This is a genomic window from Flagellimonas okinawensis (assembly GCF_029194005.1).
GTDB classification, from domain to species: Bacteria; Bacteroidota; Bacteroidia; order Flavobacteriales; family Flavobacteriaceae; genus Flagellimonas; species Flagellimonas okinawensis.
In genome coordinates, this window is sequence record NZ_JARFVA010000001.1 from 183,874 (window position 1) to 209,689 (window position 25,816).

24 protein-coding genes are annotated in these 25,816 nt (G+C 40.0%); 16 read left to right on the plus strand and 8 right to left on the minus strand.

What is annotated here, in order from left to right:
* Positions 1 to 94: 94 nt before the first annotated feature.
* From PY091_RS00905 to PY091_RS00920, 4 genes are all read right to left on the minus strand, one after another.
* Positions 95 to 412, minus strand: a complete 318-nt coding sequence (locus PY091_RS00905; RefSeq protein WP_275647869.1) for a hypothetical protein — start codon at positions 410 to 412, stop codon at positions 95 to 97.
* 161 nt (positions 413 to 573) lie between these two features.
* Positions 574 to 1,266 (minus strand): YiaD family glycine zipper/OmpA-like lipoprotein, encoded by a 693-nt coding sequence (locus PY091_RS00910; RefSeq protein ID WP_275647870.1) that lies wholly within the window; start codon positions 1,264 to 1,266, stop codon positions 574 to 576.
* Between the two features lie 4 nt (positions 1,267 to 1,270).
* Entirely contained in the window at positions 1,271 to 1,756 is a 486-nt protein-coding gene (locus PY091_RS00915; protein WP_275647871.1) for a lipocalin-like domain-containing protein, read from the minus strand.
* Between the two features lie 110 nt (positions 1,757 to 1,866).
* Complete coding sequence (locus PY091_RS00920; RefSeq protein ID WP_275647872.1) at positions 1,867 to 3,846, minus strand: alpha-ketoacid dehydrogenase subunit alpha/beta; 1,980 nt, start codon at positions 3,844 to 3,846, stop codon at positions 1,867 to 1,869.
* A gap of 110 nt (positions 3,847 to 3,956) precedes the next feature.
* Here PY091_RS00920 and PY091_RS00925 point away from each other — a divergent pair, with 110 nt between their 5' ends.
* The 5 genes from PY091_RS00925 to PY091_RS00945 all read left to right on the plus strand — a co-directional run bounded on the left by PY091_RS00925 (position 3,957) and on the right by PY091_RS00945 (position 8,125).
* Positions 3,957 to 4,907 (plus strand): isopenicillin N synthase family dioxygenase, encoded by a 951-nt coding sequence (locus tag PY091_RS00925; RefSeq protein WP_275647873.1) that lies wholly within the window; start codon positions 3,957 to 3,959, stop codon positions 4,905 to 4,907.
* 1 nt (position 4,908) lies between these two features.
* The gene (locus PY091_RS00930; RefSeq protein WP_275647874.1) at positions 4,909 to 5,238 is read left to right on the plus strand and encodes a translation initiation factor; all 330 of its coding nucleotides are present in this window, start codon (positions 4,909 to 4,911) and stop codon (positions 5,236 to 5,238) included.
* A gap of 143 nt (positions 5,239 to 5,381) precedes the next feature.
* Positions 5,382 to 6,314: a DUF1835 domain-containing protein gene (locus PY091_RS00935; protein WP_275647875.1), complete on the plus strand. Its 933-nt coding sequence runs from the start codon at positions 5,382 to 5,384 to the stop codon at positions 6,312 to 6,314.
* 3 nt (positions 6,315 to 6,317) lie between these two features.
* The gene (locus tag PY091_RS00940) at positions 6,318 to 7,205 is read left to right on the plus strand and encodes a nucleoside phosphorylase (protein WP_275647876.1); all 888 of its coding nucleotides are present in this window, start codon (positions 6,318 to 6,320) and stop codon (positions 7,203 to 7,205) included.
* A 71-nt stretch (positions 7,206 to 7,276) separates the two neighbouring features.
* Positions 7,277 to 8,125: a substrate-binding domain-containing protein gene (locus PY091_RS00945; protein ID WP_275647877.1), complete on the plus strand. Its 849-nt coding sequence runs from the start codon at positions 7,277 to 7,279 to the stop codon at positions 8,123 to 8,125.
* A 46-nt stretch (positions 8,126 to 8,171) separates the two neighbouring features.
* Here PY091_RS00945 and PY091_RS00950 read toward each other — a convergent pair whose 3' ends face one another.
* The gene (locus tag PY091_RS00950) at positions 8,172 to 8,837 is read right to left on the minus strand and encodes a uracil-DNA glycosylase (protein WP_275647878.1); all 666 of its coding nucleotides are present in this window, start codon (positions 8,835 to 8,837) and stop codon (positions 8,172 to 8,174) included.
* 239 nt (positions 8,838 to 9,076) lie between these two features.
* Between PY091_RS00950 and PY091_RS00955 the strand changes: the two genes are divergently transcribed.
* The 4 genes from PY091_RS00955 (at position 9,077) to PY091_RS00970 (ending at position 14,995) form a co-directional block, all read left to right on the plus strand.
* Positions 9,077 to 11,248 carry an endonuclease MutS2 gene (locus PY091_RS00955; protein WP_275647879.1) on the plus strand — a complete coding sequence of 724 codons (2,172 nt, stop codon included), beginning with the start codon at positions 9,077 to 9,079 and terminating at the stop codon, positions 11,246 to 11,248.
* A 106-nt stretch (positions 11,249 to 11,354) separates the two neighbouring features.
* The gene (locus tag PY091_RS00960; protein ID WP_275647880.1) at positions 11,355 to 12,803 is read left to right on the plus strand and encodes a serine hydrolase; all 1,449 of its coding nucleotides are present in this window, start codon (positions 11,355 to 11,357) and stop codon (positions 12,801 to 12,803) included.
* Positions 12,804 to 12,980: 177 nt separating this feature from the next.
* Complete coding sequence (locus PY091_RS00965; protein WP_275647881.1) at positions 12,981 to 14,438, plus strand: Gfo/Idh/MocA family protein; 1,458 nt, start codon at positions 12,981 to 12,983, stop codon at positions 14,436 to 14,438.
* A 101-nt stretch (positions 14,439 to 14,539) separates the two neighbouring features.
* On the plus strand, positions 14,540 to 14,995 hold the full coding sequence (locus tag PY091_RS00970) for a hypothetical protein (RefSeq protein WP_275647882.1): 456 nt from the start codon (positions 14,540 to 14,542) through the stop codon (positions 14,993 to 14,995).
* Between the two features lie 78 nt (positions 14,996 to 15,073).
* Here the strand turns inward: PY091_RS00970 and PY091_RS00975 are convergent, their stop codons facing one another.
* The 3 genes from PY091_RS00975 to PY091_RS00985 form a co-directional block, all read right to left on the minus strand.
* Complete coding sequence (locus PY091_RS00975) at positions 15,074 to 16,225, minus strand: iron-containing alcohol dehydrogenase (RefSeq protein ID WP_275647883.1); 1,152 nt, start codon at positions 16,223 to 16,225, stop codon at positions 15,074 to 15,076.
* Positions 16,226 to 16,290: 65 nt separating this feature from the next.
* Complete coding sequence (locus tag PY091_RS00980) at positions 16,291 to 17,166, minus strand: AraC family transcriptional regulator (protein ID WP_275647884.1); 876 nt, start codon at positions 17,164 to 17,166, stop codon at positions 16,291 to 16,293.
* 151 nt (positions 17,167 to 17,317) lie between these two features.
* Positions 17,318 to 18,913: a thiol-activated cytolysin family protein gene (locus PY091_RS00985; protein WP_275647885.1), complete on the minus strand. Its 1,596-nt coding sequence runs from the start codon at positions 18,911 to 18,913 to the stop codon at positions 17,318 to 17,320.
* 312 nt (positions 18,914 to 19,225) lie between these two features.
* Here PY091_RS00985 and PY091_RS00990 point away from each other — a divergent pair, with 312 nt between their 5' ends.
* From PY091_RS00990 to PY091_RS01020, 7 genes are all read left to right on the plus strand, one after another.
* Positions 19,226 to 21,118: a tetratricopeptide repeat protein gene (locus PY091_RS00990; RefSeq protein WP_275647886.1), complete on the plus strand. Its 1,893-nt coding sequence runs from the start codon at positions 19,226 to 19,228 to the stop codon at positions 21,116 to 21,118.
* A 95-nt stretch (positions 21,119 to 21,213) separates the two neighbouring features.
* Positions 21,214 to 21,945 (plus strand): DUF6090 family protein, encoded by a 732-nt coding sequence (locus PY091_RS00995; RefSeq protein WP_275647887.1) that lies wholly within the window; start codon positions 21,214 to 21,216, stop codon positions 21,943 to 21,945.
* A 17-nt stretch (positions 21,946 to 21,962) separates the two neighbouring features.
* Positions 21,963 to 22,712 (plus strand): DUF6090 family protein, encoded by a 750-nt coding sequence (locus tag PY091_RS01000; RefSeq protein ID WP_275647888.1) that lies wholly within the window; start codon positions 21,963 to 21,965, stop codon positions 22,710 to 22,712.
* Complete coding sequence (locus tag PY091_RS01005; protein ID WP_275647889.1) at positions 22,709 to 23,464, plus strand: DUF6090 family protein; 756 nt, start codon at positions 22,709 to 22,711, stop codon at positions 23,462 to 23,464. The genes PY091_RS01000 and PY091_RS01005 overlap by 4 nt, the downstream gene beginning before the upstream one ends.
* The gene (locus PY091_RS01010) at positions 23,457 to 24,224 is read left to right on the plus strand and encodes a DUF6090 family protein (RefSeq protein WP_275647890.1); all 768 of its coding nucleotides are present in this window, start codon (positions 23,457 to 23,459) and stop codon (positions 24,222 to 24,224) included. The genes PY091_RS01005 and PY091_RS01010 overlap by 8 nt, the downstream gene beginning before the upstream one ends.
* An 8-nt stretch (positions 24,225 to 24,232) precedes the next feature.
* A complete protein-coding gene (locus tag PY091_RS01015) occupies positions 24,233 to 24,991 on the plus strand; it encodes a DUF6090 family protein (protein WP_275647891.1) in 759 nt (252 codons plus the stop codon).
* A complete protein-coding gene (locus tag PY091_RS01020; RefSeq protein ID WP_275647892.1) occupies positions 24,988 to 25,767 on the plus strand; it encodes a DUF6090 family protein in 780 nt (259 codons plus the stop codon). The genes PY091_RS01015 and PY091_RS01020 overlap by 4 nt, the downstream gene beginning before the upstream one ends.
* The last annotated feature ends 49 nt before the right edge of the window (positions 25,768 to 25,816 follow it).

Below are 25,816 nucleotides of genomic sequence, written 5' to 3' on the forward strand. Positions count from 1 at the left end.
CAGTTTAGCTGCCCTGCAATATTACGTATGTTTCTGAAAGTAATTATTCTAGATGGGAAATTTAGAAACATTATTCCCTATCTACATGGAATTCTTAATCGGTAAGATAGGATGCGAAATCTTTTTCCAACTTCTTAAAGCGGTCAAGTTGATTTCCGACTTCGTTGTTCACGGCATCGGAGAAATCCATCTTTCGCTGTCGAATTTTGGACATGATATGTTTTTGGTGCTTTTTGAAGTTTTCGATGCTCTTGTTCAGTTCGTAGAATTTTTCGAACTGTTGCGGGCATTTGGGTTGGCAGGTATACGAATTCAACTTTTGAGATAAGCGTTGTACCATTCTATTATTCCTCTCCACCCGCACCAATAATTCTTGTTGCTGTTCTGTGTTATAGTGGATAGTGTTCTCCATAGTTACGCTCAGGTTTATGTTTTAATGATTTGAATACCATTAAGTTAATAAAATTCTGTCAACACAAAGATGGCTTAACCCACATTTAATAGTTTATTTAACATCTGTCAACAAAAAAGGCCCGGAAAAACCGGGCCTTTATATTTTAATAGGGCGACTTCTTAATTTTCAGTCTGCTCGTAAGCTTCTTGTTTAAGCTCGTCACTGGCAATAATAGCAAGCTCAACACGTCTGTTCGCTGCTTTACCGGCAGCAGTCTCGTTGCTTTCCACAGGTTGATCCTCACCATACCATTTAGTGGTAAAGCGTCCCCCGGAAATACCTTTGGATACCAAATAACTGGTTACGGCCTGGGCTCTACGTTGCGAAAGTCCCATATTGTATTCGGCCGCTCCATCGCTATCGGTGTGACCTTCAACTAAAATATTGGTTTTAGGATATTCTTTAAAAATACCGGCCAATTTATCCAATGTGGCTGCAGAGGCTCCTTTGATATCGGATTTGTTGGTGTCGAAATAAACACCGTTTTCTCCACTAAAGGTAACGTTGATACCTTCACCTACCCTTTGCACTTCAGCTCCAGGGATTTCTTGTTCAATCTGCTCAGCTTGTCGGTCCATGCGGTTTCCAATGTAACCACCGGCAGCACCACCTACAACAGCACCGATAATAGCGCCCAAGGCAGTATTTCCTTTACCTACGTTGTTACCGATAACACCACCTATAACAGCACCACCACCTGCACCGATTGCAGCACCTTTTTGAGTGTTGTTTGCATTTTTAATGGCATCACAACTAATAATCATGGTCAACGCCAAAAATGCCATTGCACCTTTTAATACTATATTTTTCATCTATTTATTTTTTTGAGAATTCGTAAACAATGGTCACAGGTTGCCCGTCCACAGAAACATTGGAGTTAAGGGTCATGGATTGTTCGGATAAGCTAACGATGTTCAATCGGTATCCGTAGCCTCCGGAAATATCCTTCCGGTTTTCATCGATAAACTTAAATTGAAGTTGGCTTTGGTAATTCTGTTGTGGTTCTACCACGGACCATCTAAAAAATCGGTCTCCACCTTGGCAAAGGGAACTTTGGGCTATAGTATAGCGCCCTGTACTGTTATTATCGCGGAAAAACCATTCACTGCCTTCAAAACAGATATCTTCTGCATCGTTAAAAATGACAGATTTAAAGTTTCCGGTATTGTTTTCATAATAAACATTGTCCAAGTTCCATGTTCCGCTGAACAAATTTCGTTGTGTTCTAGCACTTTTTGAAACTGAACATGACGAGAGCAAAAGTCCCACCACGGCAAAGAGTAATAATGATCGTTTCATCATAAATAATTAAGTTAATGTTCTATTTAATATACGACTTGGGAGGTTTTTATAGTTGTTAAATTATTGAAAAAAGAGATAACTCACCCTATATTCAATGGATTGCGTTAAAATTAATATTGATACAGTTCAACAAGAGCTGACTCAAATCGATGCTTGGGCAAATAATTCTCTTCCAACGATTTTGCAAATGGAACTGGTGTTTCCAAACTGCCCACTCTTTTTACCGGGGCATCTAGATACTCAAAGCAGTTTTCCATGACCATGGCAGCTATATCGCTTGCCACACCACCAAAAAGTGTGTCCTCTTGTAACACGATCAACTTTCCTGTTTTTTTCACGGAGTTGTAAATAGCTTCTTCGTCCAAGGGCTGCAATGTTCTTAGGTCCAACAAATCGGCATTGATTTCTGGATGATTGCCCAATATCTCCAAAGCCCAATGCACGCCGGCACCATAGGTGACAACCGTAATATCATTCCCTTCTTTAAGCACACTTGCTTTGCCAAAGGGCAGGGTGTAATAATCTACTGGAACTTCTTCTTTTACACTTCGGTACAAACCTTTATGCTCAAAAAACAAAACAGGATTAGGGTCATTAATAGCCGTATTCAAAAGTCCTTTTGCATCGTAAGGGAAAGCAGGGTATACTACTTTTAATCCAGGGGTTTTGGTAAACCAGGCCTCATTGGTCTGTGAATGGAAGGGTCCGGCCCCCACTCCACCACCACAAGGCATTCGAATCACAACATCGGCATTTTCGTTCCACCTGTAGTGCACTTTGGCCAAGTAATTTACGATTGGATTAAATCCAGAGCTCACAAAATCGGCAAATTGCATCTCCACAACCGCTTTCATACCATTAATGGACAAACCCATCGCTGCGGATACGATTGCAGATTCACAAATCGGGGTGTTCCGTACCCTTCGCTTTCCAAACTTGGGCACAAAACCTTCGGTAATTTTAAATACACCACCATAATCAGCTACATCCTGCCCCATTATAATTAGTTCGTTATGCCGATACATGGATTGTTCCAACCCTTGCGAAATAGCATCGACGAAACGTAATTCTTCTTTGTGGTCTGATTCAGGTTTTATTATTTGATTTTCTGATGCTTTGTATACATCACTTAATTCTTTACTTTCAGTTGATGATATTGCATCTTCATCAAAAGCCAGCTTTAAATTTTCATTGATTTCTTCGGATATACTGCTTTTTAACTCCTCTATACGTTCTTGGGTGAGAATACCTTCATTGACCAAAAATGTTTCATAATTGGCAATTGGGTCCTTTTCTCCCCACTCCTTCATTAATTTATCAGGGACGTATTTTGTGCCACTGGCCTCTTCATGGCCACGCATCCTAAACGTTTTGAATTCCAACAATATAGGTCGAGGCCGCCTACGGATAGCCTTGCACAATTCATCCACCTTGGAATACACTTCCAAAATATTATTGCCATCTATAATTCTGGATTCAATACCATACCCCTTGGCCCTATCTGCCAAATGTTCGCAATTATATTGTTCGTTGGTCGGTGTGGAAAGCCCATATCCATTATTCTCAATACAGAAAAGCACGGGTAAGTTCCAAACGGATGCCACATTCAATGCTTCGTGAAAATCTCCCTCACTTGTAGCGCCTTCACCAGTAAATACGGCAGTAACACGTTTTTTTCTTCGCAACATGTCGGCAAGGGCAATTCCATCGGCAACTCCAAGTTGGGGTCCTAAATGGGATATCATACCTACAATCTTGTATTCTTGGGTCCCAAAATGAAAACTACGGTCCCTGCCTTTGGTAAACCCACTCGCTTTGCCTTGCCATTGCGCAAATAGTCGGTGGAGCGGAATGTCCCTCGAAGTAAAAACGCCCAGGTTTCTGTGCATGGGCAAAATGTATTCACTTTCCTTGAGTGCCTTTGTAACACCCACCGAAATAGCCTCTTGTCCAATACCGCTAAACCATTTTGAAATCTTGCCCTGCCGAAGTAAAATCAGCATTTTTTCCTCTATCATTCTGGGCTTGAGCATTCCCGTGTACAAATCAAGCAACTTTTGTTGTTCCAAGTCGCCAACATGATACCTCATACGATAAATTTCTGTAGGTTAAAAGTAGTAAAAAGCCCTTCAAAACGCTTTAAAATTCCATAATCTTCAGCATTATTCCCTATTTTTGACATTATTTCAAAGATGACAATATGAGTGCTATTCCAAGTGTAGACCTAAAGGACTTTGTTTCGGAAGACCCAAAAAGAAAGGAGAAATTTGTCAAAGAAATAGGTGCAGCATTCGAGGATATCGGATTTGTTGCGCTGAGTGGACATTTCTTGTCGGACGAACTGGTCGACAATCTATATGATGAAATAAAAAAATTCTTCAATTTGCCCCAAGACGTTAAGGACAACTACGAGATTGAGGGTATTGGCGGACAAAGGGGTTATACTTCTTTTGGAAAAGAACACGCCAAAGGCAAAAAGGAAGGCGACCTTAAAGAGTTTTGGCATTTTGGACAATATGTTGAGAACAATCCAGCACTCGAAGCCCAATATCCCGACAATGTTACGGTTGAGGAGCTTCCCAATTTTAATAGTGTTGGAAAGGAAACGTACAAAATGTTGGAGAAAACAGCCAAATACGTTCTCAGGGCTTTGGCCCTGCACTTGGGCCTAGAAGAAACCTATTTTGATGATTACATTAAAAACGGAAACTCCATATTAAGGCCCATCCACTACCCTCCCATCACAGAAGAACCCAAAAATGCGGTCAGGGCCGCAGCACATGGCGACATTAATTTGATTACCTTATTAATGGGCGCCCATGGAAAAGGGCTCCAGGTAAAAGACCATCAAGGCAATTGGGTGGATGCCATCGCCAAGCCGGACCAATTAATGATCAATGTTGGGGATATGCTGTCCAGACTATCCAACAATAAATTAAAATCCACCATTCACCAAGTGGTAAACCCGCCCAAAGAACTTTGGGGCACTTCAAGATATTCCATTCCATTTTTTATGCACCCCGTAAGCGATATGCCACTCAATTGTTTGGAAAATTGCATAGATGAGGAGCACCCAAAAGCATTTGAGGATATAACCGCCGGCGAGTACCTGCACGAAAGGCTAATAGAGCTGGGATTGATAAAGAAGTAAAATGGACCTAGGAGATCAACTCAAAAATCTATTTCCGGACCATGTGCCGGAGGAGGAACCAAAAAGCGAAGAGAACAAACCTGATTATTGGCTGCAGGACGAACCAATAATCTGTAAATATGAAAAACGCAAAGGCAAACCCGTAACCATTCTTGAAGGATACAATGGGGCCGATAGCGATTTTAAAAAGTTGACCAAAGAACTAAAAACACTATTGGGTGTTGGGGGAAGTTTTAAGAACGAGGCCATTATTATACAAGGGGATTACCGCGATAAAATCATGGACTACCTCAAAGAAAATGGCTTTTCCGTGAAGCGAGTGGGCGGATAACTGGTAATTCAGCAAAAAAACAATTCGGTTTTTTATACATGTTAAAAACTTGCTCAGAATTGCAATGTTTTGTGAAAATATTTTTGTGTTCCTGCTTTAAACCTTACTTTTATTATTCCTAACCAACGAAAACTGAGCTGAAAATGAAATCACTGTTGCACATAACCAACGGGGACAGTTTCACGTCTAGATTACAATCTTTAGAATTAAAAGGGGACGTAATTACCTGGAGAGAAATGTTATGCGAAGGCAAAACCCTCTCTACCGTAGGAAGCGAATCATTCTGGAAAACAAGATTCGAATTCCTGAACAAAAATTACAAAGTCTCCAAATCCTGGTTTATAGAAAAAACATTGAAAGAATATCGGTCGCTTTGTAACCACAAGCAACAAGACCAGATAGTTCTTTGGTTTGAATACGATCTATTTTGCCAAATAAACATGCTGGCCGTTCTAAGTTGGCTAAAAACCCATCGTAGGCACGCTGAAATCTCGTTAGTGTGCAGCGGTAAGGTAGAAGGCTCGGAAAAACTTCACGGACTTAACGAACTCAATGACGAAGCCTTGATGGAGATGTACGAAAACAAAAAAGTACTCTCGCAAGACGACATTGAATATGCAGACTATATTTGGCAACTATATTGCAGCGACAATCCAATTCGATTGGAGAATCAAATTGCCAACAACGATTTTCAATTCGAATATCTTTCGGATGCATTGAAAACACATCTAAAAAGATTCCCTACCATTAAAAATGGCTTAAACGATTTAGAGAACCATATTCTCGAAGTTGCCAAGAACAGCAAGCCAGAATCAAAGAAAGCATTAATGGGGGAATTATTGACCAACCAAGGGTATTATGGTTTTGGCGATTCCCAATACGAACGCATGATTGCCTCCTTAAAACCCTTGTTCAGTTCTTTTGATCCAGTAAAATTGACCAAAAAAGGTTTGGATGTCCTAAAACAAGAAGCTAATTACTACTCGGAACTACGTGATAATCAAATGTATCTAGGCGGTTCTTTAAAGTATAACTTCTTATATAATACGGAAACAGAACGAATCCTTAAATTGTAATAGATGAGCTCATCTTTGGGCAGTTCAGAGCTTATTCTGAATCCTGATGGGAGCATTTACCATCTAAATCTTCTTCCCGAAGACATTTCCAACATCATTATCACGGTTGGTGATCAAAATCGCGTACACGAAGTATCCAAATACTTTGAAACTATTGAAGTGCAAAAAAGCAAACGTGAATTTGTAACCCATACCGGCATTTTTAAAGGGAAACGAATATCAGTGGTCTCAACAGGCATAGGAACCGACAATATTGATATCGTTTTTAACGAACTCGATGCTCTTGCCAACATAGATTTTGAAACAAGACAGGTTAAAGAAGTTAAGTCCCAACTCAATTTTATACGGGTCGGTACATCTGGATCCCTGCAGCCGGACCTGCCCGTAGATTCATTTTTACTGAGTACTGCAGGGATTGGTTTCGACAATCTCCTTCATTTTTATAACTGTGGACACATCAAGAACAACGAGTTGGAATCAGCTTTGAACGATTACCTAAATTGGAGCAAGCACAATATCCACCCATACGCAGTTGATTTCGATGAAGAATTAGGTAGTATATTCACTTCAAATCGTATACGATTAGGTGTAACAGGAACTAATTCAGGTTTTTATGGTCCTCAAGGAAGAACACTTCGCATACCCCCTGCCATTCCGGACTTTAACGAGAAACTTGCATCCTTTACCTTCAACAAAATACGAATAACCAACCTAGAAATGGAAACCGCAGCCATGTACGGTTTGGCAAAACTGCATGGACACAGGGCCGTTTCACTGAATGCTATTTTGGCAAATAGGGCAACCGGTGAATTTTCACAGCAAGGCCATAAATCTATTGACCAACTAATACAATACACCTTGGATTGTATTGCAAAAAGTCAGTTGGTATAATTTAATACCATGTTTTTTTGGTCAAATACTGCACGGAATCATAATTTTAATCTCATTTATAAATCCAATACATGAAAACTGTAAAAATAATTGGTGTCCCCGAACATTTTAACCTTCCTTGGCATTTGGCCATGGAGGACAATGCTTTTGAAGACCGCGGAATTCAATTGGAATGGACCGATATACCCGAGGGAACGGGAAAAATGACACAAATGCTTCAGGACGGCGAAGCTGATTTGGCCATTATTCTTACCGAAGGCATAATTAAAAGTATATCACAGGGAAATCCAGCCAAAATTGTTCAAGTGTATGTTTCCTCTCCCCTGCTTTGGGGCATACATGTGGATGGCAAGAGTAACCGCAACTCCATATCTGAATTAAAAGAAGACCCTATTGCAATAAGTCGAATGGGAAGTGGAAGTCATTTAATGGCTTATATCAACGCACAGAATCAGGGTTGGGACACGGAGAAGCTTCAATTTGAGATCATTAACAACCTTGATGGCGCTGTAGAAAACCTGACAAGTGGGTCCAATGCATATTTTATGTGGGAACATTTTACCACAAAACCACTTGTGGACAAAGGAATATTTAAACGTGTAGGCGATTGCCCAACCCCTTGGCCATGTTTTGTTGTTGCAGCCTCCAACTCTTTTCTAAAAGAAAAAGCAGGTGTTTTGAGACATATTCTGGAAGTTATTTATACATATACAGCGGAATTTAAACAAATTCCAAGTATCGACAGAACCTTGTCCAATCGGTACGAACAAAAGTTGGAAGACATTCAGGAATGGTTATCCAGTACATCTTGGGGTCAAGAACAGCTTTCTGAAACAACGGTAAATGAAGTGCAGTCCAGGTTACACGACCTTAATTTAATCGAAGAAGTCAAGGACGCTTCAGATTTCCTTTGGAAATAGACGGATATCAGGTCGAGCGCGGTCCAAATACTCGAGGTGGTAGAATTCACCAATCAATCGGTTCTTTGCCCATTTGGGCAAGCAAACCGTTGGTTTTACTAAAATGTTGATTACCGAACCACAATCCACGATTGGCGCTTAAAGGTGAAGGATGCCCCGATGTTAGAATATGGTGTTTGGTTTTATCAATTAAGCTGGATTTTTTCTTTGCAAATCCGCCCCACAACAAAAAAACAACCCCTTCCAGCTCGCTGGAAACGGTTTTTATCACAGCATCGGTAAACTGCTCCCATCCTTTCTTTTGATGGCTGCCCGCTTCGTGAGCGCGAACCGTTAGTGTGGCATTGAGCAAAAGAACACCTTGATCGGCCCATCGTTCCAGATTGCCACTTTCAGGATACGGTTTTTGTAAATCAACCTTGATCTCCTTAAAAATATTCACCAATGAAGGAGGATGAGGAATCCCATCTTTTACGGAAAAACAAAGTCCATTTGCCTGATTGGGCCCATGGTAAGGATCTTGCCCTATGATTACAACTTTGGTTTCTTGAAACGGACAATGGTCGAAGGCAGAAAAAATAGCTACTCCCTTTGGATAACAGGTATTCTGCTGATATTCTTGCTTCACAAAAGTCGTTAGCTGTTGAAAATAAGGCTTTTCAAATTCATTGTTCAGCTGCGCTTTCCAACTTGGCTCAATGTTTACGTCCATGTGATGACTTTACTTTTTTTTCGTCAGTTTGTAGATCAAATATCCGATACCTGCTACAAAATGTAGAATAATAACTCCTGCTATAATATAAATTACCGTGTTGTCGCCCCTCATTTTACCGTGTTTTGATTCAATCCAACGAGTATACATCAAAAGTACGTAATGCAAAATGTTTTTGCTAAACCGTCTGACCTCAAAAACACATCAAAATCCTATCTTTGCGCTGCTAGTAGAAAAAGATGCGAAACATTCACCCTAAAACACTTCAAGATCTAGAATTTCCAACGGTATTGACGCAAATCGCTGCGCGTTGCAATACCGAACTTGGAAAAGAAGATGCGTTATCCATACACCCCTTCCGCCACCAACAAGAATTGATGGACGTTTTGGGACAGACTTCGGAGTATTTAGCATCCTTTTCCAACGACAACCGCATACCAAACCATGGTTTCGACCATATCAACAGCGAACTCGGACTTCTTAAAATAGACAACAGCACTTTAGAAATATCAGGTTTTCGAAAAATTGGGGGTATTTGCAAAACCGTGGCCATTCATCAAAAATTCTTCAAGAAGTTTAGAGAATATTATCCGTTACTTTTTGATAAAGTGAATGCATTGGAACTACATCCCGAGATTCCGGATGCCATAGATGATGTTATCGACAAATTTGGGGAAATCAAGGATTCAGCCTCGGATGAACTGCGTTATATCCGCAGCCAAATCAATGAGGTAAGAAGCAAAATCAACCAAAGCTTTGGAGCGGCACTCGGTCGGTACCAATCCTTGGATTTTTTGGATGAAATCAGGGAGTCCGTAATGGAAAACCGCAGAGTCCTGGCCGTTAAAGCAATGCATAGAAAAAAAGTTAAGGGTACCGTAATGGGCACTTCCAAAACGGGAAGCATCGTCTACATTGTTCCGGAAGCAACACTTTCCTATACCCGCGAACTCAGCAACCTTGAATTTGAAGAAAAGGAGGAAGTACAACGTATTTTAAACCTGCTCACGGACCAAATCAGGCCCTATCTGGAGTTGTTGAAGGAGTACCAAAAGTATTTGTCCGATACCGATATTACAGCAGCCAAGGCAAAGTATGCAAACGAGATGAACGGCATATTGCCCGAAATCAATGAAGAGCGCGAGTTGTTTCTGCGAGATGCGTACCACCCCCTGCTCTATTTATCCAATAAACGAAAGAACGAAAAGACCTGGCCACAGACCATAAAACTGCATCAAGAAAACCGGATTATCGTGATTTCTGGCCCCAACGCAGGTGGAAAAAGTATCACACTTAAAACGATTGGGTTACTGCAAATAATGCTTCAAAGTGGAATGCTGATTCCGGTTCATGAACGCAGTTCGGTTTGCTTTTTTGATAAGATACTTACAGATATTGGTGATAATCAATCCATTGAAAATCATCTAAGTACATACAGTTACCGACTCAAAAACATGAACCACTTTCTTCGGAAGTGCAACGATAAGACCTTATTCTTGATAGATGAGTTTGGAACAGGAAGTGACCCCGAATTGGGAGGCGCTCTTGCTGAAGCTTTTCTTGAAGTGTTCTACGAACGGGAAGCTTACGGAGTTATCACAACACATTATGCAAATTTAAAGGCTCTGGCCAATGAATTGCCGCATGCTACCAATGCAAATATGCTATTCAATTCCAAAACCTTGGAACCTACCTTTCAGTTGGTATTAGGAGAAGCCGGTAGTTCCTTTACATTTGAGGTAGCACAAAAGAATGGCATTCCCTACTCTTTGATTAACAAAGCAAAGAAGAAGATAGAACGAGGCAAAGTCCGTTTTGATGCAACCATAGCCAAACTACAAAAAGAGCGCAGTAAAATGGTGGAGACGGGCTCCAAGCTCAAAGAAGAGGAAACCAAGGCACGGGAAGAATCCGAACGATTGGAGCAGCTCAACTCTAAGATCAAATCCAAGTTGGAGAGCTACCAGGAGATGTACGACCATAACCAACGTATGATTCAGTTGGGCAACAAGGTGAACACTGCTGCAGAAAAATACTTCATTGACAAGAAAAAACGACCGTTGATCTCTGAAATGCTCCGTATTGTTGAAACCGAAAACAGCAAACGTAAAAAGACCACAGCTAAAAAAGCCAAGGCAAAACAGCAGGAGAAAAAACAAGTAGCCCAGGAACTGGAACAGAAAATCAAAAAGGTCAGGGTCGAGAAGAAAATAAAAAAGAAAAAGGAAATCCAGGCCGAAAAGAACAAACCACGCCCTGTATTTAAAGTGGGGGATCGCGTGCGTATGATGGATGGAAAGGCTGTGGGCACTATTGATACGCTGGAAAAAGGCAAAGCAGTTGTCAATTATGGTATTTTCACCACCAATGTTAGCGTGGACCAGCTGGATTTAGTCGAAGCCAAGAAATAAAAAGCCTTGATCTGGAGCGAGTATAATCCCTCTTTCCTTTAAAATCTTCTCAGAATGCCACATCCAACAATGGGAACAGTCTTTATTAAAACGAACATTCAAACTAATGAAGATATTCAAATTTCCGACTGCCCTATTACTTTTCCTTTTTACGATTTCTTGCACCAACCCAGATAAGAAAACTGATTCAGCCGAATTAAAAAACGAAATCGACCGTTACCTGACCAAAACCATGGAAGTTCACAACATTCCAGGCTTGGCTTTGGCAGTGGTTGAGGGTGATAACACTATTTATGAAGGTTACTTCGGGAAAGCTACTTTAGATAGTAACGTTGATGTTAACAAGAAAACATTGTTCAGGGTTTTCTCAGCAACAAAACTTATCACCGCAACAGGGATATTCCAGCTAATTCAGGATGGAAAGCTAGGTTTAGAGGATAAAATTTCAAAGTATCTAGATGATTTACCCCTGCAATGGCAAGAAATCAAAGTAAAAAATCTATTGAGTCATTCTTCAGGACTGCCAGATATCATTCAGTATCCAAGCAGTTTAAACGATAAAGAACTAATGGATAGGCTGTCCGAAGCTGAAATGGAATTTGTCACCGGAAATCAGTTTCGGTACAACCAGACCAATTACTGGCTGCTTGCCCAAATTATTGAGAAAATAACCGGGTTAAGTTTTGATGATTATATCCTTCAAAATCAATTTGAAAATTCCAAAAATGGTGTTCTGTTATCTTCAAATTCACAAGAGGTTATTCCCAATAGAGCCACAAGATATTCCTATAACGACAAAACAAAAGCGTTTGAAAAAGACACCAACAACAATGGTATAAGAGGACACGCTGGGAATGGGCTAAACATTACCCTTGATAAATTTACTGAATGGAACAGGCAATTGGATAAGAATGTTCTGCTGGATCACGCAACCAAAATTAAAATGTGGACACCATTCAATTTTACCAATCAAAAGGACAGTTTTTTATTTGGTTGGGGCAATTATCCTGTCAATAGCTTGTCTTCTTATGGATTTTCAGGCGGAAACTTAGCTGCCTTTAGAAAGTTTGTGGACCAAAAAACAACTATCATATTATTATCGAATGGATATGAAATTCCAGCCTATGACATAATTGTCAATGATGTTGCAAGAATTGCAATCCCTGAATTAAAAGGTTCCACCCTAGAAGAAGATGTTATGAGCCTGATTATAAACAGTGAGTTTGATAAAGCTGCTTTAGCATTTGAAAATCTAAAGGAAGAAAACCCGGATTCGGATTTTGACAATTTAAAATGGAATATCAACAGTTTAGGCAATACTTATTTATACGGTGAAAACAACCCTGAAAAGGCGTTTGAGGTATTTAAATTCAATGCGGACGCAAATGCGGACTGGTGGGTTTCATTGGCGAGTTTGGCAGAAATCCAGGAAGTGAAAAAAGAGAACATCAGTGCTATTAAAAATTACCAAAAAGCCATACTGCTAAATAAAGCCAATGAATGGGATTATAATGAACAGATGAAAAATAAAATTGAAATACTGCGAAGCAATTAAGTTCTTAAATGAATTCATAACAATGCAATACAAGTCATTAGCCTTTACAAGAATGTAAACCGTAATCTCAAAAAACACCAAAAATCGGAGCTCAAAGTTAATACGTAGGAGTAGAGAAAACTTGTTATTTTCCTTATCTTGTTTAGCAAATAAATAGTAAGCCAACCTAAACAAGAGATGAAAAAAACACCAACCTCTTCCAGTAGAAGAAATTTTGTAAAAAATACAGCACTGGCCTCCAGTGTGTTTATAGTACCGCGGCATGTTTTGGGCGGACCAGGTTTTATAGCTCCTAGTGATCGTTTGCACATTGCGGCCATTGGTGCCGGAGGTAAAGGTGCTAGTGATATTGCCAATGCATCCGTGGACGGACGAGAACGAATAGTTGCTTTATGTGACGTTGATTTTTCAGGCTCCGCGAAGCGATCCGTAGAGCGTTTTCCAAAAGCTAAGTTGTTCAGTGATTACCGAGAAATGCTCGATAAAATGAAAGGTATCGACGCGGTAACCATAAGTACCCCCGATCACATACATGGTCCGGCCGCATCCTACGCCATGGAACGCAGTAAACATGTATATGTGCAAAAACCGATTACCCATAACATTCGCGAAGCCCGAATGCTCACCGAAATGGCGAGAGAGAAACAAGTGGTGACCCAAATGGGAAACCAAGGTGCTTCCAACCCACTTTTGGGAATGGTGCAAGAATGGGTAGACTCCGGTAAACTGGGTAAAATATCCAAAATTGAAGTATGGACAAATCGTCCTGTGTGGCCCCAAGGTTATGCCATGCCCGATCCCGACCCGGCCAGCAGACCCGAAGACCTTAACTGGGACCTTTGGCTCGGCCCTGCCCCCATGAAGCCTTACACTCCCAACCTGCACCCCTTTAATTGGAGAGGATGGTGGGATTATGGAACTGGAGCATTGGGAGATGTCGGTTGCCATTTGATCGATATTCCATACCGTACATTAGGATTAAAATATCCAACCTCAGCAGAATGTAGTGTAGGAACTGTATTTTCTCAAATGTGGACCCCGGATTATAACCCAGAGGGTTGTCCTGCGTCTTCATTTATCACCTTAACTTATGAAGAAACTGAAAAAACAGGCTCACAGGTAACAATGACATGGAGCGATGGCGGTATTCGCCCATCCCACCCTGCCATTATTCCTGCAGATGATGACATTGGAGGACCTGGAAGCTATAATGGCGTATTGATCCATGGCGAAAATGGTGTTATCTCCACTAACATTAATGACAGTTCACCATTGACACCAAAATTATACTTGAATGATGGTACCCGAATATTCGGTCCGGAGGTAGAGGAAATGCCGGAACCGGAATATGGCCACCAGCGCAAGTGGGTAGATGCCTGTAAAGCTGGTTTTGGCAGCGAAGAACACCTTGGATTGACCTCATCGTTTGATTACGCCGGTCCTATGACAGAAACCGTGCTTATGGGTAATTTGGCCATTCGCAGCTATATGTTGCGCAGGGAAAATACGGAGGGCAATATGGAATTCTATGGTCGTAAGAAACTGCTTTGGGATGGCGAGAATATGAAAGTCACCAATTTTGATGATGCCAACCAATTTGTGACCCGTACTTACCGCGAAGGTTGGGAAATGTAAAAAACAACCAAACATATAAATTAGAAAAGGGCCGCCAACGCGGCCTTATTTTATAAACGTTTTAAGGTTATCTTTAATTGATAATTTATTTACTACCTCAAATGAAGAAATTCAATTTAATCGCCTTTGTCTTTGTCCTACTTCTAAATGTTTCCTGTGCATTAAAACCTATTTCTAGCGAACACGCACTCTTACGAATGGAAAAGGAAGACGTCTCCTTGGAGAGCTTGGGCAATGGAAAAGTTCTAATCTATAATGATGCAAACATTCTTCATACTGGAGATAATACAGCTAGACTGAATATTATATTGGATGACAAAAACCTTGGTCAATTAAGGGCAAAAGACTTTGCCATAATACAACTGGAAAATGGAGACCATGTTTTCAAAATACGCCACATTGATGTGGTTAACATGAGAAGCACCCATAAAGTCAAAATTACAGACACTGTAAAAATCATTCGTGTTAAACCGACTATTACGTCCAATAAACTTGAAATAACCAATGAGTTTCCCAACAATTGGGATAAATATGGTTTTATGCAATCTCACAACTAACTTACATTCTATAAAAAACAAACCCAGTTCCAAATCGGAACCGGGCTTGCACAATAACATGTCAAAACAAACTCAATATTAGAAGTTTACCACTTCTCCATGGTAGCAAGCGTTGTAAATATCCTTTAACTCCTCTACCGTAGGTTTTCTTGGATTAAAACCGGTACATGGATCGGCAAACGCATTATTTGCAATATAATCCAGGTTTTTATCCCAGTCTTCTTGAGAAATTCCAAACTCTTTGATGCTGGCTTGGTTGTTTACTTCCGAACGCAAGGTTTCCACGGCCACGGCCAAATCCTCTGCCGTTTCCTTACCGATCACTTGTGCCAGTTCAGGAAAACGTTCGGTAGCCTTGGCATTATATCGAATTACATTGGGCAAGAAAATAGCATTTGATGCCCCGTGCGGAATACCGTAAAGTGCTCCAACTTGGTGAGACAAAGAGTGTACAATACCCAACCATGCGTTGTTAAATGCCAATCCGCCCATAAACGAAGCGTCGTGCATATTCTGACGTGCCTTAATGTTGCCCGGGTTGTTCACGGCTTCTTTTAGGTTTTTAAATACAATATCCAATCCACCTTTGGCCAATGCATCGGCATAATTGTCCTCAATGTTGGACACATATGCTTCCACACAATGCGTCAATGCATCCAAACCAGTATTAGAAGTAACATGGGCTGGCATAGTGGCACAAATTTCACCATCCACTATAGCAATATCCGGAGTCAATTCGTATGATACTATTGGGTACTTTACCCCTTTCTCACGATCGGTGATCACAGCAAGTCCTGTAGTTTCGGTACCTGTTCCGCTTGTGGAAGGAATGGCAATAAATTTCGCCTTGTTACGAAGTGTTGGAACTGAGAAAGGTTTGGTCATCTCATCAAAATCGGCATCTGGGTGTTCGTAGAAAACCCACATCATTTTAGCGGCGTCAATAGCGGAACAACCGCCTAGACCCACAATCCAATCCGGTTGAAACTTGCGCATTACCTCTGCCCCGTCAAAACAGGTGGCGGATGAAGGGTCCTCTTCTACTCCTTCGAACACTTTGGTCTCTATTCCAGCTTCATTTAAAAATCCAATGGCCCTGTCCAAAGAACCACTTTTGCGCATGGAACTGCCTCCGGTAACAATAACCGCTTTTTGTCCCTTTACGTTTTTAAGTTCTTCTAAACTTCCTGCGCTGTGTAGTACTTCACCAGCGATAAACAATTTACTCATCTTGTATTTTTTTTGATGAGGCAAAAGTACCGGCGAAGGGAACCCTATTGATTATAAAAACATGGCTAATACTTATAAATTCGGGACAGTTCCTCTTTAAGTTCGCTCGGGGTCTCCTTTAATTTAGCATACACAAACTTGTTTAAAGCTGACGGCGAGTCGAAACCAAGGTCGTATGCGATTTCTTTATGATTTTTTCCTGAAAAGATAAGTTGACGCTTAATTTCGGTAAGAATACGTTCGTGGATAATGTTCAAAGCTGTCTTACCTGTTTTTTCCTTACAAATTGCATTTAGTTTTTTAGGGGTCAACTGTAATTCGCCCGTGTAGTATGATACGGTGCGTTTGGATTTAAAATTGGACTCTATCAAGGTTTTGAACCGTGCAAAATAATCCAACTGGCCAGGTGTTTGGAAACCTTGATATTTTTGATGCGCAGCTTCAATAATTTCCAACAACATTATTTTGATATGGAAACGTATCTGCTCTTTTTTTATAGGGGTCAAGTCTTGGAACAGTTCAAAAATTTGCACACCATATGCATTGATCTTTGAAAACTCCTCGGTTGACAATACTACATGATTCAATTTGTTCATCAAATCATTGTTATAGGAAATCAACTCATTTTTTAATAGATCCGAACAGAACAAGACCTCATCAAATTGGATGATGATACCCTTGGCGTTCTCGTCTATTTCCAATGCATTGACCTGATGTGGAAAAACAACGGTGACATGGTTTTTTTTCAGTTGAACATGTTCATGCTCAATTCGATGATTCACAAGCCCATCATCCAACAGTACCACCTGAAAATAATCGCTTCGATGCAGTTCAGAATCCTTTCCTATACTGAGATCTTGTATATCGTACACATTAAAGGAGAGACAAGGTGATTTCTTCTGATCAAAATATGCTTTAAGGGTATATTGGGGGATATCCATATCTGTAAAAATTGGGGCGCAAAGATAATGATTATGCCACGAGTACTCCTCACCCTTACACCATGGATTTATCAAAACGAAAAACAGCCGGCATCAAATGGTTGAACCCCACCTGAGCGGCCGACAGCACTTATTTGGCCATTAGAAATTGCTATTTAATTCGAACGAATTTAAAATGTGCTGTAATCCCTGCATTAAAGCTCAATGTTTCCGTGACTTCATCATTTATATCCAAGTCTTCCAGCTTAACAGTGCCCGTATGCGACCCCAAATTTCCATCTGGAAGCAACCCATTGTAATCCCACAGATTTCCGTAATATTCAACATGGTCTATGGCCATATTGGGTCTGTAGGGTTTAAAAGTGTATGATTGTCCGACCGTGTAGGTCTTGTCGTTCTGTACATCAACAAAGTTCGAAGAGTCCCTGCTCCATGTGGTTCCATCATCAACTCCGTTACCATTGGCATCGAGGTAGACCCCTCCCACTCTCATCTTAACCCGCAAAGTTCCATAGACTTCTGTATCCGATGGTTGCGTTCCCGTGATTCTATCAATGGTCACCAAATATTCTGGGTAGGCCAGGTCACACTCCCTTACCTGATATTCCGTTGCCAATATTACACGTGCCACTGGAAAGCCTTCTTTCACAAAACGCAATTTATACGCCAAAGGGGCTCCCGGCGAATCTGGTGAATAATTACCACCTTCAGAAATAAAATTGTACACCTCATCAGGGCCATTAATGGCTTGCACTGCCCCATCTCCAGAACCACCAATGATCATGGCCTTGATGTTTGAGGAGTTCATGATTTGTTGGTATTCAGCATCAATACTGCCATCGGTTGACCCAACGGATGCATCGAAAGCCAATTTTACTTCGGACATTGTGGCATTGGATTCCACGGTGTACAAAACCATTCTACCATAGGTTACGGATGAAACATACACTGGATTGGCTGCTCCCAGACTATTGATGTCGGGTAAATCGGTAAACAAATCGCTAGGATCTTGTCCGGGCGAATTTAAATCCAACGTAAAGTAGCGTTGAATAAACTTCAACACATAGGTGTGTTTATACGACGAACCATTGAATTGCAAGTCGGCAGAAACCTTTTTGGTCACTCCCCTGTAATTGGCACCAATGGCTACCGACATATGCTGTTCGGAATGTACTTCGGTAATATCTAGACTAACCTGCGCAGGAGTCGCCCCGGTTACCTCGCGGCTCAACAATTCATTGATGCCTGCCCTAACCTCGGAAAGTTGATTAGGGTCCTCAATTACAATGGATGGACTTCCGCTGATATTGCTAAGGGATGTAGAGACCGTAATTGGGGCCCTACTGGCATTAATACCAATGTATTCCCCTGAAGTAATGGATTCGCCATTTAACAATGCTCCGGGATATATCACATCGGTAGTTGGATCTAGAGTAAACATTTCATCAAACCCCGGTGCGCCGGAATAGGTTTTCGTATAGCATTCCAAGGTCGTGTCCGCAACATCTCGCTCGGGGTCCGAACTGTTTGTTTCCTCAATTGGGGATTCATCAGGCTGATTTAATGCTTGTAGGTTGGCCATCGCATTATTGAATTCCAAAGCTTCATCTTCAGAATACTGTGGTTCTTCAGGTTGCCCTGGGGCAGGTTCAGTACCTCCGTCCGAACTACAAGAAAGTGCTGTTACTGTTATAGAAGCAAATAGCAACAGAACGCCAATCTTCCATATTTTTATCAATGTTTTCATAACTAACGGGTTTTAAGGTTCAACGAGCTCGAAATTAGAGTCATACGATCCTCAAACCTATTTTTGGGCATGGACAAAGTATGGACATGACCTATGGACGACACCTAAAAACCATATGGACAGGCTGATTTTAAAATTTGTGCAATTCACCGATTAACATTAACAAAATCAACACTTTAAAGAGATTTAAATACTTGAATTCATTCAAAGAGACATAGGGTTTATATGGACAAGATTTTTTTTGACCTTATAATCAATTGGGAATCAAAGCCATAATATTTCTACCTTGTAGAACAACAATCAACCTTAACTATGAGAAAATCTGTCTTGCAACTCTTCTTAGTATTCGTGTTGGCACCAAGCCTAAGTTTTGGTCAGTACGATGCCAGCCCGCAACAAATTGATAGTCTTCTGGAAGAATTGGCAAGCACCCCTGTTGATTCCTCTCGGACACCCATACTTGTAAACCTTTGGAGAGCTCACATTAATCGTGATATTGATAAGGCTTTTGGTTATGCGGATCAACTTATTGCTTTGGGAAAACAGCTTGACAATGTTCCAATTCAACATACAGGTTATCAAAGAATGGGAATCGCCTATTCGTATATAGATGATTATCCGTCTTCCAACACCTACTACCGAAAGGCCATGGAACTTAGTGAAAAGTACCAACGCTATAATTCCACGGCCGCGATGCAAATCAATATTGCCATCAACCACTCTATCATGAACCAACAGGACAGTACCTTGATGTATGCAAACAAAGCCATTGAAAATTTTGCCAAGGACAATGATTCCACAGGTATTGGTGCCTGCTATAGTGTAATTTCAGGCGTATATTTTAACAAGGGTCAGTATCAATTATCCTTGGAAAACTCCATTAAGGCCATGGGAATCGCGGAACGCCACAACGACCATCGCAATATGAAGGATGCGATACGGAACATTTACAAAAACTACCTCAAAATGAAAGATACCACTAATACAGTAAGGTATCTAAAGCGTCTGATGCAACTGAACAGAGCGGATAATGACAAACATGGCCTTATTTCCGACCTAACTAATTTGGGTACACTCTACACGAACAAAAATGATAGTTTGGAAGTGGCCAAAAAAATGTTGGATGAAAGCTGGGAACTGTCACAAGACATGAAGTTTCCGAGCGGACAGGTAAGTGCCCTTTATGGATTGGGCAAGTACCATGCAAAAAAGGACAACTTGTTTGAAGCACAGACCAGTTTTAAAAAATCAATGGCCCTTGCTGACTCCCTTGAGCAGATTGGCAATGTAGTGAACAACCAATTGGAACTGGCAAAAATAGCCATTAGAGAAAATGACATGAACAATGCAGCGTCTTGGGCAAACCAAGCCTTATCGCTCTCAAAAGAAAAGGATTTTTTAGAACAACAGGCGCAGGCCTACCAACTACTTTCGGAAATAGCAATGCAGCAGAATAGACAAAGCATTGCATTGTCCTACTTTAAGCAATACAAAATGTTGAACGACAGCATTTACAATATTGAAAACGGGCAACGGCTGTCCGAACTCCAGACCATTTATGAAACGGAGAAAAAAGAAGCTGAAATAGCCTTGCAACAAGAGGAAATCAATACGTTGAACGCCAAGGCCAAAGTGGACAAACTCACCAAAGGACTTTATGCGGGCGGAATGGCCTCTGCCCTAGCCCTTTCCGGCTTGTTAGTGTTCGGTTACCGTCAGAGAATGAAGAAGAACAAAATAGCTCGCGAAAAACAGGAAGAAATCTACAAACAGGAAATAGCCCACAAGAAGAAAGAACTGGCTAGCCAAACCCTGCATTTGGTGCAAAAGAACACCTTTATCCAAGAGTTGATGGAAAACTTGGAAAACATAAAAAACTCCCCGGAAAAATTTAAAATGGAGTTTCGGCGTATTGTGATGCTCCTTAAAAAAGAAAATGCTTCGGATAAGGATTGGGAGGTGTTTAAAACCTACTTTGCCGAGGTTCACAACGACTATGACCAAAAACTAAAGACCATTTACCCGGATATCTCCGAAAAAGAGATCAGGTTGGCCGCCTTTTTACGAATGAATCTGACCACCAAAGAAATCGCGGCAACCCTCAATGTTTTGCCAGATAGCATCCTTAAATCCAAATACCGCTTAAAGAAGAAGTTGGCATTGGACAAGGAAACTGATTTGAGTGAATTCCTCAATTCTTTGTAAAATCACTAGATTGTTGATAATTAAGTTAGATCATTACAGATAACCTATTGATTTTAAGTCGGAAATAACCGAATTTGGTGATTCAACCTAACCAAATGATCAAATTCTTCAGGAAAATACGTCAACGATTGTTGAACGAAAACAGGTTTTCCAAATATCTCCTCTACGCCATTGGCGAAATTGTTCTAGTAGTCATTGGGATTTTGATAGCTCTTCAAATCAGTAATTGGAATGAAAGAAACCAAAAGAAAGAGGAACTTCTAGGTATTTACGCAATTATACAGCAAGATTTAAAAAAAGACATTACATCCATTGACAGGCTCTTGAAATATAAAAATGCGGACATGCCCATTTTTGAAAAAGTGTTCAATGGAACCATGACGGTACAAGAGTATGAAAATTGCGATAGGTGCATAAAACTAATTTTTGGTTACAACGAACTCGCCATTGAACAAAGAGGAATCAATCTTCTAAAAAATTATAGTGTAGATCTACATCAAAACAAAGATTCGCTTCAAATATTGATTAACCAGTTTTACACAAATGCCTTAAAAATCTTGCAAAGTGATGATACGATACGGGCCGAAGCGGTATCAAAAGTTGTGTTCGACTGGGAATCCAAATACGACTGGTACATGGATTATACCACAGACCGTGATTACTCCGGTTTTATTCAGTACGCACTAAACAATAAAGATTACGCAAACAAAGTGGCCACCTACTATCTACTGCAGTACACCATATATCTACCTATTTTGGAAAGATATAAAAAAGGTGCAAGTAGTATAATTGCCAAAATTGATAAAGAATTATTGGAACAAGGATAACACAACCATAGACGACCATGATCAAATTCTTCAGGAAAATACGTCAACGATTGTTGAACGAAAACAGGTTTTCCAAGTATCTACTCTACGCCATTGGCGAAATCGTCCTAGTAGTCCTTGGGATTTTGATTGCATTACAGATCAACAACTGGAACGAAAACAGAAAAAATCTGAATAAAAGAAGTGCCTATACCAAGTCTCTTTTAAAAGAGCTGCAACAAGATACCATTGATTTTAATAAAAACATGGGCTTTCTCGAAGACCAAATGGAGATCTTAAAAGGCTATCATAAAAGATTATCATCAGATAGTGCGACCATAGACACCATGAAGCAGATTGCCCGATATGAATTTCATATGGTCATAGACAATAAGAAAAACTACAACAACAATACTTTAAAAGCTTTACAGACCTCGAGCGAAATACAATTGTACCCTAAACATATACAAGAATTAATGCTTGAACTTAAGGCGATACAGGAAGAAAACAACGATATTATAGAACTGTACCTAGCGGATTATCTACAAGCGGTACAAGCGCAAAGTCTTTTGGCCACAAGACCTGAAAAGTATAATTATTTTGGAATCCATGACAAATTCAAATCAAAAACCTGGGATGCTATGGATGAAGTTGAATTCATTACGGTTTTTGACAATTTTCTAAATGCAAAACTTGACTTTACCGGTGGAAGATTAATCACTTATAAGCTGGTTTCCGAAAAAACGGAAGAGCTCATCAATGCGCTTCAAACTATAGAAGAAAAATGATAAAATTCTTTAGAAAAATTCGACAAGATCTCCTCAACGAAGGAAAGACAAGCAAATACCTCAAATATGCTCTGGGAGAGATTATGTTGGTGGTGATTGGAATTTTAATCGCTTTGGGAATTAACAACTGGAACCAAAACAAAAGCAATACCGCATCCGCGAATCTGCACTTAAAAACCGTGGCCCAAAACCTTAAAGAAGATCTGGCACAACTGAATTACATGTATAAGTTCACGGACACTACTCTAACCTACTCCAAAAAGCTTACCCGACAATTCCAGACCTTGGACCCTATTGACGACAAAACAACAATGTATATATTTTACTTGTTACTTGAAAAGTCCACATCTCCCAATAAAAGCGGTATTGAAACCATTAATAATTCAGGTGAATTATCCTATGTGGATCAGGACATACAGGATATGATCTTAAATTATTACACCACGCTGGACCATATTTTGGCCCGTGAAGAAATATCCAACACCTTCATCAAAATACGATATGAACCCTATTTTTTTGAACATTACAGTTACACCATAAATTCCAATTCGGATTGGGAATCCATTCGGGAGTATTACAAAGACGACCCGAGAACGCCCAAAACCATTGACGAAACAAGTTTTTTAAACGACAGTCCATTTGAGGCCATGGTTTTTGGAAGGTATTTTCAAATTGAACAGCAACACGGACTTTATAAAGAGGCAATACAACTAGCCAATCAGCTTTTACTAAAAATAAACGCCAATGATTAAATTCTTTAGAAAAATTAGACAACGATTGTTCATGGAAAATAGATTCACAAAATACCTGTTGTATGCCTTGGGCGAGATCATTTTGGTGGTCATTGGTATATTGATCGCGCTACAGATCAATAACTGGAACGAACATAGAAAAGAGCTTCAAAAAGAATTGGTAATTGCGAAAGAACTATATAATGAATTACAGCAAAACTTAATAGTAACCACAAAACACCAACAGAATATTGAAAAAATAAACCAAGAAGTACTTTTCCTGCTTAATATAAGCAATGATTCCCTAAAGTCATTGACCAACAAAGAGCTAAACGAACATATTTTTAAATCATCAAAAATCACCAGTTATAGACCAATTAACCAAAAGTTGAAAAGGATACTGGGTATAGAAAGTTTTGGGTTCAGCCACTCCAAAACGCTTTTAAATGAACTCCAGGACTACAATAACTCCATTGATGATATTACTGCTATGAATTTATCAGCAGTTGAGGTATTTAGAAATATGATGGTTCCCTTTCTAGGCGAAAATTTGAGTTTAAAAAATTTGATGCATGAAATGTACCCAAACAAAATTACCAAAAGTGACAATTACGTTGATGTTGGCCCCATTATTAAATCTATGGCATTTGAAAACCTCTATGCAGATTTGTTTGCATCTTACACTTCATACATTTTCACTTTAGAGCGTACTATTGAATTAACAAAAAACCTAATAACGCATATCGAAAAAGCCTACCCGTCAGTTATCCCAACCAAATAAACTCCTTCATGATCAAATTCTTTAGAAAAATCAGACAACGATTGTTAATGGAAAATAGATTCACCAAATACCTGTTGTATGCATTGGGTGAAATCGTCCTGGTTGTCATTGGAATATTGATAGCCCTACAGATCAATAATTGGAATGAACAAAGAAAAGAGCAGATCAGGGAAAAAAAGCTGCTATACTCCCTTAAAGAAGATTTTCAAGCCACCAAATCCAATCTACTGAAATCTTTGGATTATTATCCCGAATTAATGGAAAGGCTAGAAAAACAGCTGTCTTATTTGGGGTACAACAATGCTCAAATTACCGACACCATAAAAACTCAATTAACTGGTACCTTTTTCCCTAACACAAAAATTTTTGATGGAAGTTTAAATGTTGTTCTGAGTTCAGAAAACCTACAATTGATTTCCAACGATAGCCTTAAAAAATACCTTACTGCCTACCCGTCTTACCTATCCAGTTTTAAAGAACAAGAAACCGATGCTAAAAAACTAGTCTTAAATGAACATCGGCCTATATTGGAGCATTATTTTTCATTGACTGATTGGTATACTAGAGATGGAAGAGATCCAGACTTGGCCTCTAGGACAGTACCTTCCGATTTTGTAGGGCTTGTCAATGACCGTGCTTTTCAAAATGTACTGGTAAAAGAAATTTACCACATTAACTACACATTCGATGAAGCAGAAACACTTCTGAACAGGACGAATCAAATTCTTGAGGAGATAGATAAGGAATTAAACAGTAGCAGCCCATGATCAAGTTCTTCAGAAATATCCGCAGAACGCTCATCAACCAAGGTAAAACCAGCAAATACCTTAAATATGCCTTAGGTGAGATTGTTCTCGTGGTTATAGGTATTCTTCTTGCACTTCAAATCAATAATTGGAACGAACACCGAAAGGAAGAAGCCAGCAAGAAAAAATTGATGCTCAACATCAGAGCAGAACTGATGGAAAATAAATTGAGAATGGAGGGCCATATCCTCGGTTTGCATAATAGCAATATGGTTTTGAGCAAGGTGCTCCAATTCTCCACAGGATCTTTACAAATTCCCATGGATAGCCTAAAACTGTATTTAAATGACATGCAGCACAATGGAGAATTGGCCATTCTAACTTCTGTTCAGGAAGAAGCTATCTCATCAGGGAAATTTGTTATGTTGAGTGACACTGTTAAACAAAACCTCTCCATACTAAAGGACTATATGGAATCGAGAAATGCAATCCAAGATCGAGGGAGGCAATTGTACATCTATGATATTGATAATAAATTCGACAAGCTTTGGGCCAAATTAGGTTTGGTGTATGAACCTCCTGAAGCTTTAAAGATACATCCGACAATTCCCGTGCATCCAGATTTCGCGTTACCCGATGATGAAATTGCAACTTTGGTTAAAGATGGTGAAACCTTCCTAGATCTATATAGGGTTTATCAAAACCAATATTCAGATGAGATTTGGGTAAAGTTTGGTCTTGAAACTATCACAAACAGAACCATTGATTTGATAGATAAGGAATTGGCAGAAAATTAAAAAAAATTGACAACGGCATGGCACAATTGGCGAACATGTCAAAAACCTT

What these genes read in the sequence shown, in the direction of transcription:
- PY091_RS00905 (WP_275647869.1), bottom strand. Translation starts at nt 412, where the DNA reads ATGGAGAACACTATCCACTATAACACAGAACAGCAACAAGAATTATTG.
- PY091_RS01020 (WP_275647892.1), top strand. Translation starts at nt 24,988, where the DNA reads ATGATCAAGTTCTTCAGAAATATCCGCAGAACGCTCATCAACCAAGGT.
- PY091_RS00925 (WP_275647873.1), top strand. Translation starts at nt 3,957, where the DNA reads ATGAGTGCTATTCCAAGTGTAGACCTAAAGGACTTTGTTTCGGAAGAC.
- PY091_RS00995 (WP_275647887.1), top strand. Translation starts at nt 21,214, where the DNA reads ATGATCAAATTCTTCAGGAAAATACGTCAACGATTGTTGAACGAAAAC.
- PY091_RS00950 (WP_275647878.1), bottom strand. Translation starts at nt 8,837, where the DNA reads ATGGACGTAAACATTGAGCCAAGTTGGAAAGCGCAGCTGAACAATGAA.
- PY091_RS00955 (WP_275647879.1), top strand. Translation starts at nt 9,077, where the DNA reads ATGCGAAACATTCACCCTAAAACACTTCAAGATCTAGAATTTCCAACG.
- PY091_RS01000 (WP_275647888.1), top strand. Translation starts at nt 21,963, where the DNA reads ATGATCAAATTCTTCAGGAAAATACGTCAACGATTGTTGAACGAAAAC.
- PY091_RS00920 (WP_275647872.1), bottom strand. Translation starts at nt 3,846, where the DNA reads ATGAGGTATCATGTTGGCGACTTGGAACAACAAAAGTTGCTTGATTTG.
- PY091_RS00970 (WP_275647882.1), top strand. Translation starts at nt 14,540, where the DNA reads ATGAAGAAATTCAATTTAATCGCCTTTGTCTTTGTCCTACTTCTAAAT.
- PY091_RS01005 (WP_275647889.1), top strand. Translation starts at nt 22,709, where the DNA reads ATGATAAAATTCTTTAGAAAAATTCGACAAGATCTCCTCAACGAAGGA.
- PY091_RS00965 (WP_275647881.1), top strand. Translation starts at nt 12,981, where the DNA reads ATGAAAAAAACACCAACCTCTTCCAGTAGAAGAAATTTTGTAAAAAAT.
- PY091_RS00975 (WP_275647883.1), bottom strand. Translation starts at nt 16,225, where the DNA reads ATGAGTAAATTGTTTATCGCTGGTGAAGTACTACACAGCGCAGGAAGT.
- PY091_RS01015 (WP_275647891.1), top strand. Translation starts at nt 24,233, where the DNA reads ATGATCAAATTCTTTAGAAAAATCAGACAACGATTGTTAATGGAAAAT.
- PY091_RS01010 (WP_275647890.1), top strand. Translation starts at nt 23,457, where the DNA reads ATGATTAAATTCTTTAGAAAAATTAGACAACGATTGTTCATGGAAAAT.
- PY091_RS00910 (WP_275647870.1), bottom strand. Translation starts at nt 1,266, where the DNA reads ATGAAAAATATAGTATTAAAAGGTGCAATGGCATTTTTGGCGTTGACC.
- PY091_RS00990 (WP_275647886.1), top strand. Translation starts at nt 19,226, where the DNA reads ATGAGAAAATCTGTCTTGCAACTCTTCTTAGTATTCGTGTTGGCACCA.
- PY091_RS00930 (WP_275647874.1), top strand. Translation starts at nt 4,909, where the DNA reads ATGGACCTAGGAGATCAACTCAAAAATCTATTTCCGGACCATGTGCCG.
- PY091_RS00940 (WP_275647876.1), top strand. Translation starts at nt 6,318, where the DNA reads ATGAGCTCATCTTTGGGCAGTTCAGAGCTTATTCTGAATCCTGATGGG.
- PY091_RS00980 (WP_275647884.1), bottom strand. Translation starts at nt 17,166, where the DNA reads ATGGATATCCCCCAATATACCCTTAAAGCATATTTTGATCAGAAGAAA.
- PY091_RS00960 (WP_275647880.1), top strand. Translation starts at nt 11,355, where the DNA reads ATGAAGATATTCAAATTTCCGACTGCCCTATTACTTTTCCTTTTTACG.
- PY091_RS00985 (WP_275647885.1), bottom strand. Translation starts at nt 18,913, where the DNA reads ATGAAAACATTGATAAAAATATGGAAGATTGGCGTTCTGTTGCTATTT.
- PY091_RS00945 (WP_275647877.1), top strand. Translation starts at nt 7,277, where the DNA reads ATGAAAACTGTAAAAATAATTGGTGTCCCCGAACATTTTAACCTTCCT.
- PY091_RS00935 (WP_275647875.1), top strand. Translation starts at nt 5,382, where the DNA reads ATGAAATCACTGTTGCACATAACCAACGGGGACAGTTTCACGTCTAGA.
- PY091_RS00915 (WP_275647871.1), bottom strand. Translation starts at nt 1,756, where the DNA reads ATGATGAAACGATCATTATTACTCTTTGCCGTGGTGGGACTTTTGCTC.